At 46.4% G+C, this 11,961-nt stretch carries 13 protein-coding genes; 8 read left to right on the top strand and 5 right to left on the bottom strand.

Features of this window, described 5'->3' with window-relative positions:
* The first annotated feature begins 55 nt into the window (after positions 1–55).
* From AC5W2J_RS13285 to AC5W2J_RS13275, 3 genes are all read left to right on the top strand, one after another.
* Positions 56–535, top strand: coding sequence for a GNAT family N-acetyltransferase (locus AC5W2J_RS13285; protein WP_496059938.1), 480 nt, complete (start codon positions 56–58; stop codon positions 533–535).
* Positions 536–665: 130 nt separating this feature from the next.
* Positions 666–1,589, top strand: coding sequence for an aldo/keto reductase (locus AC5W2J_RS13280; protein ID WP_496059937.1), 924 nt, complete (start codon positions 666–668; stop codon positions 1,587–1,589).
* Between the two features lie 124 nt (positions 1,590–1,713).
* Positions 1,714–2,535 carry a carotenoid biosynthesis protein gene (locus tag AC5W2J_RS13275; protein ID WP_496059936.1) on the top strand — a complete coding sequence of 274 codons (822 nt, stop codon included), beginning with the start codon at positions 1,714–1,716 and terminating at the stop codon, positions 2,533–2,535.
* A gap of 56 nt (positions 2,536–2,591) precedes the next feature.
* Here the strand turns inward: AC5W2J_RS13275 and AC5W2J_RS13270 are convergent, their stop codons facing one another.
* Entirely contained in the window at positions 2,592–2,786 is a 195-nt protein-coding gene (locus AC5W2J_RS13270; protein ID WP_496059935.1) for a hypothetical protein, read from the bottom strand.
* 330 nt (positions 2,787–3,116) lie between these two features.
* On the opposite strand from AC5W2J_RS13270, the gene AC5W2J_RS13265 reads away from it, so the two are divergent.
* Entirely contained in the window at positions 3,117–3,302 is a 186-nt protein-coding gene (locus AC5W2J_RS13265) for a hypothetical protein (protein WP_496059934.1), read from the top strand.
* Positions 3,303–3,320: 18 nt separating this feature from the next.
* A complete protein-coding gene (locus AC5W2J_RS13260; protein ID WP_496059933.1) occupies positions 3,321–6,080 on the top strand; it encodes a glycosyl hydrolase family 18 protein in 2,760 nt (919 codons plus the stop codon).
* A gap of 45 nt (positions 6,081–6,125) precedes the next feature.
* On the opposite strand, the gene AC5W2J_RS13255 is transcribed toward AC5W2J_RS13260, so the two are convergent.
* From AC5W2J_RS13255 to pgaC, 3 genes are read right to left on the bottom strand one after another with little or no spacing between them, the layout of a single operon-like run.
* The gene (locus AC5W2J_RS13255) at positions 6,126–6,998 is read right to left on the bottom strand and encodes a polysaccharide deacetylase family protein (protein WP_496059932.1); all 873 of its coding nucleotides are present in this window, start codon (positions 6,996–6,998) and stop codon (positions 6,126–6,128) included.
* Positions 6,999–7,012: 14 nt separating this feature from the next.
* The gene (pgaD, locus tag AC5W2J_RS13250) at positions 7,013–7,477 is read right to left on the bottom strand and encodes a poly-beta-1,6-N-acetyl-D-glucosamine biosynthesis protein PgaD (RefSeq protein ID WP_496059931.1); all 465 of its coding nucleotides are present in this window, start codon (positions 7,475–7,477) and stop codon (positions 7,013–7,015) included.
* The gene (gene pgaC / locus AC5W2J_RS13245) at positions 7,435–8,694 is read right to left on the bottom strand and encodes a poly-beta-1,6-N-acetyl-D-glucosamine synthase (RefSeq protein ID WP_496059930.1); all 1,260 of its coding nucleotides are present in this window, start codon (positions 8,692–8,694) and stop codon (positions 7,435–7,437) included. The genes pgaD and pgaC overlap by 43 nt, the downstream gene beginning before the upstream one ends.
* A 287-nt stretch (positions 8,695–8,981) precedes the next feature.
* Between pgaC and AC5W2J_RS13240 the strand changes: the two genes are divergently transcribed.
* From AC5W2J_RS13240 to AC5W2J_RS13230, 3 genes are all read left to right on the top strand, one after another.
* On the top strand, positions 8,982–9,806 hold the full coding sequence (locus AC5W2J_RS13240; protein WP_496059929.1) for an aldo/keto reductase: 825 nt from the start codon (positions 8,982–8,984) through the stop codon (positions 9,804–9,806).
* 100 nt (positions 9,807–9,906) lie between these two features.
* Positions 9,907–10,320, top strand: coding sequence for an Rrf2 family transcriptional regulator (locus AC5W2J_RS13235; RefSeq protein ID WP_496059928.1), 414 nt, complete (start codon positions 9,907–9,909; stop codon positions 10,318–10,320).
* Between the two features lie 61 nt (positions 10,321–10,381).
* The gene (locus AC5W2J_RS13230) at positions 10,382–11,014 is read left to right on the top strand and encodes an NAD(P)-dependent oxidoreductase (protein WP_496059927.1); all 633 of its coding nucleotides are present in this window, start codon (positions 10,382–10,384) and stop codon (positions 11,012–11,014) included.
* Between the two features lie 19 nt (positions 11,015–11,033).
* On the opposite strand, the gene AC5W2J_RS13225 is transcribed toward AC5W2J_RS13230, so the two are convergent.
* Positions 11,034–11,909: an SDR family oxidoreductase gene (locus AC5W2J_RS13225; protein ID WP_496059926.1), complete on the bottom strand. Its 876-nt coding sequence runs from the start codon at positions 11,907–11,909 to the stop codon at positions 11,034–11,036.
* Positions 11,910–11,961: the final 52 nt, after the last annotated feature.

The raw sequence follows: 11,961 nt of genomic DNA, 5'->3' as shown, positions 1-11,961 counted from the left end.
AGAAGGCCTTCTTCGCTGGAGAAGGCTTTCGCGAACGGACAAGGAGCACGGATATATGATTATTCCATTAGATTTGGAAGACGCAGATACCGCGCAGTGTATTTTGGATCTGCAGCGTACGGCCTATCGGATTGAAGCAGATATGATGGAAACAGATGATATTCCCCCTATGCGCGACAATGAGTCCGCTCTCAGAACGTGCGGGGAATCTTTTTATGGCTATGAACGGGACGGTGCCGTGATTGGACTGGTCTCCTACCAGCTGAAAGATGGTATGCTTGAACTCTGTCGTCTGGTCGTATCTCCTTCATATTTTAGAAGAGGCATCGGCAGGCAGCTTGTCCATTTTGTACTCCGCCAGCCTTCCTGGGACCTTGCTACAGTATGTACCGGAAGTGTGAATGAGCCCGCACTCTCGCTTTATAAAAGCACCGGTTTTCAGGAGGCCGAGGAACTCGAAGTGTCTCCCGGGATCATCCTGACACGTCTGGAGCAGACAAAAGAAGGCTCCGCGCGCATAAAGAAAACGTCTTAATGAAAGAAACAACACACGCCGCAGCAGGGCGTGTTTTTTTCTAATGCATACAGCAGGAAAAGTGTGGATACATGCTTTTATGGGAAGATATAATAGAAAAGACTTTCAGCACAGAAAGGAAGCGAATAATATGAAGTACCGGAGATTAGGAAAAACAAATTTAGATGTATCTGTCATTGGTCTGGGAACGTGGCAGTTTGGGGGAGAATGGGGCGTCGATTACAAACAGAAAGAAGTAGATGCCATCTTCGCCAAAGCGGAGGAAACCGGCATCAACTTTATTGATACGGCAGAATGCTATGGAGATCACTTATCTGAGAAATTCATAGGAGCAGCCATTGAAAATAACAGGGAGCGCTGGGTGCTCGCCACGAAGTTTGGTCATAAGTTTCATGATTTGTATGAGCGTACCCGCCATTATGATGCAGAAGAGGTGCAAAAGCAGCTGGAGGATTCCCTGAAAGCCCTGCGCACCGATTATATTGATATTTATCAGTTTCATTCCGGCGTGGATGAAGAATTTGATAATGACGCGTTGTGGACGATGCTTGATAAGCAGGTGGAAGCCGGCAAGATAGGGCATATCGGCCTGTCCATCAGCAAGAATGATAATACGTATCAGACAAAGCATGCCACAGACGTTGGAGCCAAAAGCATGCAGATTGTATATAACCGTCTCGACCGGACGCCGGAAGAGGAAGTATTTGCCCTCTGCGAAGAGCAGGATCTTGGCGTCATGGCCCGCGTTCCTATGGCAAGCGGTTATTTAAGCGGCAAGTATAAGCCCGGCGCGGTCTTTGCCGACAACGATGTCCGTCACCGGCACGACAAAGAAGAGACACGCCGGAAGCTGGAAATGGTAGAAACACTGTATAATACGGAAGTACCGGAAGGTGTTCCCATGTCTCAGTGGGCTTTGGCATGGTGCCTGAAGCACCCGGCTGTTTCCACCGTAATTCCCGGCTGTAAAAATCCGGAGCAGGTAGAAGCGAACGCAAAAGCTGCAGACTTGGATATTGTTACTGACAATCATCCGCAGGCTGTTTCAAAGTAAACGAAAAAGGTCCCGGCTGATGCAGGGATCTTTTCTTTTGTCTCAAACGGCGCTTTGCTTTTCTTCTAACGGGGGCTTCTGTATATTAGAGAAAGTACAATACATAGGTAAAGCGGGGTATTAGATGAGAAATACTGATTGGGATCACTGGTTGTTTCGTTTTTTTCTAGTTTGGTACAGTATTGGTGTCGTTCTTCTGCTGCTTGATCTTGTGCCGTCCTGGCTGGAATGGGCCAACGCTGTTTATTTATGGGGAGCCGGACTGATCGGTGCTGTTTATCTGGCGAGAACCTACGGAACGGCGCTTGGTACTGTACTGGCAGTGATTATTTTCTTCTTTTCAATGACGCTGGAAGGGATCGGCGTCCAGTATAACTTGTTTTTCGGAAGCTACGAGTACAATTCTGATTTTGGAATTATGATTCTTGGCGTGCCGCTTACAATTGGTGCCGCCTGGGTGGCAATTGTAGCGACATCGCACAACATCGTAAAGTATATATACTGGCTGCTTCCAACAGCAAGCAGGTGGCGCCGGGCGCCGGGGTTTATTTTTCTGGGAGGTTTACTGGTAGTCGGCATTGATTTTGTACTCGATCCGGTTAACTACAAGCTCCAGGAATATTGGCTGTGGAATGAAGGAGGCTGGTATTATGATATTCCTTTTTCTAATTTCCAGGGCTGGTTTATTATTGGCATCCTCATGCATGCGCTTTTGTTCTTCGTCCTGCGCAATCATGCCGGCTTTAAGCTGAATCGTTCCGCCTACTGGGAACCGAGGGCTGCTGTTGTTTATGTCTTGATGACGGCGATGTTTACAATTCTTGCTGCGGCTGGAGGGCTGTGGCTTGCAGCAGCGATCGGCCTGCTGTTAATTGGCGTATGCACCGTTATTATCATTCAAGGGCATAAGCTGTCGCAGAGACGGCGCTTAAGCCGTGTCCGGTGATCAAGCTGTGAAACAAACAAGCAAAGCAGACGGGAGCCTGCTTTGCTTGTTTTTAATCAGCGTTGTTTTTTGTCGATCCAGCGCCTGTTCCAGCCATCCACCTTTTTTTTAGCAGGATAGATGGTGACAGCAAGCACTGCGAGAATAACAAAGGCTGCGATAGGCTGGCTTCCGAGCAGGAAAACAACGACAGCAAGAGCAGCCAGGAAATAAATAAATCCCAGAATTACGTATATAATGAAAGAATCCATTTATTTTCACCTCTTTTGCTGGGATTTTGAATTGCTGCGCTTTTTATAGAGCGCTGTGAAAACAGGAAGCATGGAAAATAAAAAAAGAACAAGAGCCCCGCCTGTCAACAGCAGAAGCAAATCTCTGGAAAGCAGTGAAAAAAGAGCCTGTTCATATGGCTCTAGTAATAAATACGTTCCGGTCAGACACATTAAAAGAATGAAAGAAAGCAAAGGGAAAAGCAGCATCCGTAACATGGGTATTCCTTCTTTCCCAGTATGAATACCAATATTTTACCATTAATCGTGTATAAATACGTAACAGAAGTGGAGAAGAAAAGGAGGAAAAAAATGAAGCATAGTAAATTTAAGATCTTTCTCGTAGTCATCTGGATTCTGCTCGGCGTGTGGAATCTTGGGCTCGGGGCGGCTGTTTATTTTTTCACCGGCAATATTCTTTGGACACTTGCTCATGTTATGGCCGGAATTATGTTTTTAGCCGTCAGCGTATGGGTAAAAAAGAAGAATACGATATAAAAAGAAAGAAGGCCCGCCATGAACAGATATCCGGTTATTTTATGCTATCACGGCGTGACAGAGGATAAAAGCGAAACGGATGAGCTGGTTTCCTATATTGGTGATATAAAAGAACAAGTAAACATGCTGCGGGACAAAGGCTATATATTTATCCACCCTTCAGAGTTTGCAGCATGGTACGAGGGACGCCCCGCCGGCCCTCCACCGGCTGTCATTCATTTTGATGACGCTCTGAAAAGCATGGACCCGGCCGCGCAGTGGCTCATACAAGAAAAGATTCCCTTTGGTGTTGCGGTTATTGCTTCAAGACAGCGAAAGCGCGTACCGGAAGAAGGGTACTTATCGTGGGCTCAGCTCGCAGCCTATGTGCAGAGCGGCTGGACTGAACTGCTGCATCATACGTATGATGCCCATCATTATGTATTAAATAAAGAAGAGGGGACAGCCGCAGGGGTGCCTTTTCTGGAAGGACCGCCGTGGATGGAAGACGGAATTGTGATTTGGGAAGAAGAGGCAGAAACGCCGAAAGTATATGAACGAAGGCTGGTGGAAGACTCATTGGCCTTTCCTCTGTTCGGCACGGATTTGGAAGCGAACCGGCCCATTGAATCCTCCATTACCTTTCAACCGGTGGAAACTGCGGATGTTCAGGACCTTACCCTATTTGCCTGCGGGCATGTCGGAAAGCCTTACGAGGCAGAGGTGGAGATACGGATAAATGAAACATCCGTATTTAAGGGCCCTCTTTCACCGGATTGGACGGAAAATGACTGGACGGTGTTTTCTTTTAATGAAAACATAAAAGTAAAGCACGGAGAAGAGACGACCGTCCGCTTTATTACCAGTAGTCAAGGCACCGGTATGTTTCGTGCGCATGCGAGGCTCAATACCAAACAAAACAGCACCGCCTTTAGTACGGACGTGTCCGCGGACTTCACAGCCGGTAATCCCTGGCCGGTAAAACTGTTAGGGATACTCGGCAGCGGCAAAGGTTCGCCGATGAACGACCGGAATTATCAGCAGCTGATCCGGGAAGATATGCAGCGTTGGACTTCTGCAGTGGAAACGTACCTGGACGCAGAGTGGATTTGGCATGAAGGAGAAATAGAACAAAAGCATCCGGTCGAAAAAGGCACAGCCGGCACAGATTCGGCTGGAGACACAATACAGGCTGTTTTTTCCTACAAAGCCCCGGCTGATTTCACAGGGGAGCTCCTACAATTCAACTGGGGCCGCCCGGAAGGCTCCTGGTATCCATTCAGAATGAACGTTACTATCCAGGAATTAGAGAACGGAACCCGCATGGAAGCCGCTTCTTATGTTCCCGGATGGGAAGAAGAGGAAGTGGCAATAAAACCATACAGGTTTCAGAAAGGAAGAACCTATATAGTAACGCTGGAAACAAAAGGGCTTCCTGCCGAAAAAGAGGGTTTTCTAACAGTAAGACAGGATACAAGCCCTTTTGTTTTTATGGAAGCGGCGGTACGAAACAAACAGCGGAAGGCGGATGGTTTTTGTTTTCCGTTTGGTGCCTACTATCCTCAATGGAAGGAAGCGGGAACCGCAGTACACCCTGTAATCCGGGAGGTTCTCGAAGAAGAAAACCTGCAGACGGGGTGGAGTGTTTATCCGGAACGCATTCGTCCCGAGGCAGAACCAGCCGAACCGGGACTGCGGCATGACCGCTATGCCCTTCCGAGGTTTATGGTATACGGAGATGAAGACAACGCGTCGATTCTCCGGCAGCTGGATGTTTACACGGGCGGCCTTTTCCATCAGAAATCGGAGCGGAAGCAAAAGCCCCCGAGGCAGATATCCATTGAATACGATGCAGCCGGAACGGCGGTGCTGCGGCGCCACTCTTTTGCGTATGCTGCTTTTGATACGTATTACTTTGAACATGACGGACACATTGAGCCGGGCCGCATAAATGACAAAGATAAGCAGGCGGCGAAAGACCATGGAGCGGCTGTATTGCTTGTGTTTTCCAATTTCAGCTTTGAACTGGATGAACCGGATGGAGCTGTGGCTCACAGCGTTCTTCAAAATAGATCTACTTATATTACTCAAATTGCAGAAATCTGCGAACAAGGCAGCTGGGACGGAGTCACCATTAATCTGGAGTGGGTGTATCCCGGGGACCGGGAGGCGATGAATGAGTTTATATCCGAATTAGCCTCCGTTCTTCATCGGAAGGAGAGGCTGCTGCATCAAACGGTTCCGGCTGTAACCGGTACTTCCTATGATTTGGAGGAATGGACAGGCTGGGCGGATTATCGATTTCTGGCGGAACGCGTAGATGCTTTGAAAATCATGTCCTACACGGAGGGGGTGGACGATGAGCCTCCTCAGCCCCACGCCCCGGATGCGTTTCATCAGAAGGTGTATGATTACGTGGACCAATCGATCAGAAAAAAAGATCGAGAAAAAATTCTGGTCGGTGTGAATGCGTTTGGCCGCATATGGACAAAGCAGGAGGACGGCTCCTTTCAAGGCAGGTATGTGACTACCCATGAAGCGGTTGCAGAAGCGGTTCTTCATAAAGCGTATATTAAAGAATACAAAGACGGGGAATGCTTCTGGGAAACAGAAGAGGCGGCCTGCTATTTTTCGTCGCCTCTTACGATAGAAAGGGCCGAGCGGACGGCACGGTCCCGGGGATATGGGGGTATCGGCATATGGAAAGCCGATGACGGGGACGTGCTGGATTATTTTCATATAAACAAAACCACTGACAAAAAGAAAAAGCCTTTTTATAAAAAGTGGCTTCCATGGTAAACAAAAAAAGAGAAGGCAGCGTAGCTGCTTTCTCTTTTTGTATCGTTATGATGCTTCTGGGTTGTTCTCTTCCAGATACGGCACAATATTTTCTTCGTAAAATGGAGTACTCAGTAGAATACGGTTTGTCCAATGCGGGTCTTCATCAGCCATAATTACCCGGGGGGCAAGGATATGAGTGCCTTCCATGCCTTGTTCCCTGGAAATATCTGCAAGCTCCTCAGAGCCTGCTCCGAACGGATAAGCGAACTCGGTTACTTCAATATCGAGTTCAGATTCAAGCACGTCTACACTTTTGGCAAGGTCTTCCGCAAACATATCATGATTTTCTTCATTTAGGAAAATAGCTTTGTCTTGATTTTCCTCAGCGAGCTTATGAAGATCATGGGTATGCGAGCCGATTGTGGCCAGTCCGCTGTCGCGGAGGGTTCTGAGGTCTCCCCAGTCCGCAAGCGGCTGGCTTTCAAAATCGTATTCGCCGACCTGGCCGGAAATAACAAATACAGTAAAAGGTATATCCCGTTCTTCGAGTATAGGAAGAGCTTCGTCTACAATACTTTTATCTGCATCGTCAAAAGAAATCCATACGCAGTTGGGAGGAAACTCCCCCTGCTCCTGATACTCACGAAGTTCATCCGGAGTAACAAAAGTGGCATTCTCTTCGATCATCTTATCGAGCTGGTCTTCGAAGTCGTCAGAGTAAACCGTATACGTTGTCAGTTCATCAGAATTGGTCATCGTTTCGACGCCTTTAGTAAAAGCGTTGCTGTCTTTTATCCGGTGATAGTTCAGACCAAGACACCCGTCGTTGTTCAACGGTTCCTCAAGCTGGTGAATTTTTTCGCTTTCAGCCTGGTAATGGGGAATAAGAAATGCAGCCATTCCTCCTATAACCGCAATAACCAGAAGTATGCTCATTCCTTTTTTCAATCTCATGACCGCTTCCTCTCTTTAAGAATTTCCGTTACCGGACTTTTGGTAAAGGTGACATAGCGTGAACTTTTTAGTTTTTCTATATCCTCTTTAGACATAAGCTCCAGATCTGCCATGTCTTTTACTGTAGATGTTTTTGGATAGCTTCTTCTTCGTAAAGAGCCGAAACGGTGGTAATTGTATTTTCTCCAGATCAACAGCAAAGCGACCATCACGGCAAATGCAGCAAGCGTACTCAGCATGAATACCCGTATTTCGCCATTCGTTATTTTAAAAGTAATTTTTAACAATCGCGAATAGGGATCGTTAATATACAAGGCGGCGCTGATAAAGAACCAGGCGACCATAGCACTGTAAGCCCACAGCACCAGAGTCAAAATAATAGAGACAAAAGATGTCAGGTAAGACTGGCGGGACTGTATTATGAATCGGTTTTGCGCTGGCCACGATCGGGGCTGTTCCATGTAGCGTATCCTCCTTTAAGACGGGACTTAATTGTTTTCGGCATAGCGGCTACAACAACAAATGCGTTAATAAACCAGTAGAAAATAGGGTACCAGGCAGCCCAGAAGTAATAACGTTTAATCTGGTCATACTGAGAGTCGATTCGTATCGAAACAAACAGTTGAATCAAGCATAAAAGCACAAGAGCAAATGACGTAAAGGTCAGCCAGATAAGCAGATCCTGCGGTGAGTTGGAAAACATAATCAAATAGAAGGTGACAGTTACCCACGCAAAGGACCAGACTGTGCTGATACACTGCTCGATATAAATCGGCCAAAGTCTGCGGTGTTTCCAGCTGAACATTAAGTACCAGTAACGGAACATTACTTCCTGGCCGCCCTGGGCCCAACGGACGCGCTGATTCCATATTCCCTTAACGGTTTCCGGAACAAGCATCCAGCACAAAGCACGCGGCTCAAAACGGATATCCCAGAAATTAGCCTGAAGTTTCCAGGAGACCGCAATGTCTTCTGTAATCATGTCGCGGTCCCACAGCTTTACGTCAATGAGTGCTTTTTTACGAAAGGCTACCACAACACCGGAAACGGTCATGATTTTTCCGATAACACGCTGTGTTCTTTTAATGGAGCCGATAATAGAAGCATATTCTACAAGCTGCATACGACTGAGTAGCGTGTCACGGTTACGGATTCTCGGGTTTCCTGTAACGGCACCGACTCTTTCTCCTTTATGAAAGAAGTGACGGACAAGGTGGTGAATTGCATAAGGATCCAAAATGGCATCACTGTCTACACAGACAAGGTATTCTGCGTTGGAAGCATGAGCCGCCATATGGAGGGCGTTTGCTTTTCCTTTATTTTCAAGGCAGTCAATTACTCTTAAATTCGGATAATGTTCAACAAGGTCATGAAGGGCATCGCTTGTATGATCACTGCTTCCATCATTAACCGCGATAATATCAAAAGACGGATATGGAAGTTCGTGAAGAAGGCGTATCGTTTCCCTTATAGTTTCTTCTTCGTTGTAACAGGGTACTAAGATATTAACATGAGGCCAATCAATTTCATTTAAATCGAGCGGCTCTCTGCGCTCCCTGTACCAGGCAAAAATTAAGGCTCCGGCTATCCAGAATAGCGACAGTAAAAAAGGAGCAAGGAACACAAACGGGGACGACCATTGTATAAACTGATTAGATGATTCAAACCAAGCGGGCATTCGCAATCTCCTGTTCTTTAAAAAATTATTTATGAAACTCTATAACGAACGTAACGATAGTATAGACTCGTTCTTTATAAAACACAACAGGGTATTGTGTTTTTTCTGGGAAAGTATTTACATTTTCCTTTCATCACAGTGTGTACAACGATATATTTTATTTATATTAATTTCTTATAACGAACAAATTTCGTAAAAAAACCCTGGTAAGCAAGGAACAAGCACCTTTGAAAAAGGAATGGTATAATTATTTCTGGATTCGAAATATCAATTGAAGGAGCGATACTATGCAGCACGTAACATTGAATAATGGATTGAGCATGCCCCAGCTTGGGTTTGGAGTATGGCAGGTTGAGGACAATGAAGCAGCATCCGCAGTAGAAAAAGCGATTCAGACAGGCTACCGCTCCATTGATACAGCAATGATTTATAAAAACGAAAATGGCGTAGGCCGGGGAATTAAAAACAGCGGTATTAATCGTGAGGATTTATTTATAACAACAAAAGTATGGAACGCTGATCAAGGTTACGATAATACGATTCGTGCTTTTGACGAGAGTCTGGAAAGATTGGGTATGGATTACGTTGACCTTTATTTGATCCACTGGCCGACACCGGAATTTGATAATTATGTCGATACGTATAAAGCAATGGAAAAGCTGTATAACGATGGAAAAGTAAAGGCAATCGGCGTTTGTAATTTTGATGTGGATCATCTGCAGCGTCTGTTGGATGAGTGTGACGTTAAGCCGGTGCTCAATCAGATTGAATGCCATCCATACCTTGCCCAGAAAGAAGTAAAGGAATTCTGTGCCAAACATGATATTTTTGTGGAAGCGTGGAGCCCATTAATGCAGGGTGGAGATGTTTTGGAAGATGAGGCTGTGCAGAGTATCGCACAAAAGCACAGCAAAACGCCGGCACAGGTTGTTCTGCGCTGGCACCTGGAGAACAATTCTATTGTCATTCCTAAATCCGTTACCCCATCCCGGATTGAAGAGAACTTTGATGTGTTTGACTTCGAGCTGACTTCAGAAGAAATGCAGAAATTAAACGAATTGGACCGCGGGGAAAGAAAAGGACCGCTTCCAAGTGAAATGAATACACGATAATCATTGAAAGGCGCCTTCCCGGCGCTTTTTTTTATGAAATAACAAAACGATTGACAATACATTATATTGTAACTATAATGGTTACAATGGTGGTGAAGAAATGATTAATACTCGATTCTCAGTAGCTGTCCATATTTTGGCTCTATCTGCTACGGTGCCGAGAGAGCAGCTGACATCTGAATATATTGCCGGAAGCGTAAATACGAATCCGGTCGTTATTCGCAGAATAGGAAGCATGCTGAAAAAAGCAGGGCTCCTTGAATCACAGGCGGGCATCCGCGGTTTCGCGCTGGCTGGACAACCGGAAGCAATCACGCTTTTGGATATTTATCAGGCGGTGCAGAAAGAAGAAGAGGCATTGTTTGCGATACATCCAAGTCCTAACCCGAACTGTCCGGTGGGAAAAAACATTCAAGGTGCTCTCGATACAGCTTTTCACAGCGCCCAGCAGGCAATGGAAAAGGAATTGGCCGGTTTAACGCTGAAAAATATTATGAATGATCTCTTTTCTTAAGAAAGAGATTTTTTTTACCACCGTAATGTAACAAAAATAGTTACAAACAGGAGGATGACAGATGAATATTGGAATTATTGGAGCAACGGGTAAAGCAGGGAAATTTATTACAAAAGAAGCATTGAACAGAGGACATAAAGTAACGGCAATGGTTCGGGATGCATCCAAAGTCGATACGGCCGATGTATCTGTAGTGGAGAAAAATATATTTGACCTTACAGGAGAAGACCTGGCACCTTATCAAGTAGTAGTTAACGCGTTTGGTTCCTTTGAAAGAGAACCTTATGTAAGGGCGGGGGAAGTGCTGATCCCGGCACTGCAGGCAGTCGATACTAAGATGCTCGTTGTAGGAGGAGCAGGAAGCTTGTACGTTGATAAAGATAAAACGACCCGGCTTATTGATACGCCGGAGTTCCCGGATGCTTATAAACCGATGGCCGGCGGCATGGGAGAGCTGTTGACGCATCTTGAAAAAGCAGAAAATATCACCTGGACGTTTTTGAGCCCCTCTGCCATGTTTGATGCAGATGGTGTGAAAACTGGTTCTTACGAAAAAGGGAAGGATCACCTGCTTGTAAACAAAAAAGGGGACAGCTATATCAGCTATCCCGATTACGCAGCAGCTGTACTCGATGAAATAGAACATCCGCAGCACGTTAACGAACGCTTTACCGTTGTAGGGGAAGCAGAATAATTCCCCGCCCCCCTGGGGGCTAATACATATGTTTAATGGTTTTGTAGTAATTGCCCCAATGCGGCTTTCTTCCATCAATGTCTTTAAAGCCGTATTCTTCGGACAGCCCCCAGCTGGAAAGGTGGCGGCCCGTTTTCGAAAAAACCTTTGGATCAGCGGCAAGCGAAGCTATCGCGCGTCCGACGAAAAACGGCGTCTCCGACTGGGAAAAATGCGAATCCTGAACAGCCGCATCCTGCCAGTTGCTTTCACTAACCCCAAAGTGATCCAGCATTTCCTCGGAGCGGAGAAAGCCCGGCGTGATCGAAACAGCAGCTATATTATAAGGGCTCAGCTCCTCGGACATCGAAGTAACAAGATTAATAATAGAAGATTTGGCTAGTGTATAGTAGAGATTGCCGCGGTAGCTGTAATCGGTGCCGTCCGTTATTTCCACGATCAGACCGCTTCGTTTTTTGATCATCAGCCGAGCGGCATAATAGCTTGTAATCATATGACTGTGAACAGCGCGTTCCTGCATCATCAGGCCGTTGGAAAGGTTGTGCTTCCAGAAGGGAGTGTTCCATTCCGTCCATTTTTCTCCGCCCCAAATATCATTAACGACGAGATCGAGCCGGCCCTGCTGCTCGCGGTCTATTCGTTCAAATAAAGCTTCCACTTCGGAAACAACCGTATGATCCGTTCGTACCGGAATACCCTCACCGCCGTAAGCAGTCACCATTTCTGCGGTGTCGTCAATCGTTTCCGGTCTGTTCAAGTCAGATGGAGCGCCCCGGGTGCTTCGTCCGGTACAATAGACCGTTGCCCCGGCTTCCCCGAGCATGACTGCGATTCCCCGGCCGGCTCCGCGGGTGGCACCGGCAACAAGCGCAATTTTGCCTTCTAAAGCTTTCATTTTCTGCCGCCTCCTTTTTTATAAAGTCTGGGTACTAAAAAGAGAAAAGCGC

The organism is Sinobaca sp. SA16-1, assembly GCF_059510515.1.
The sequence above is the reverse complement of the archived record's forward strand: the minus strand, read 5'-3'. Positions and strand labels throughout refer to the sequence as shown.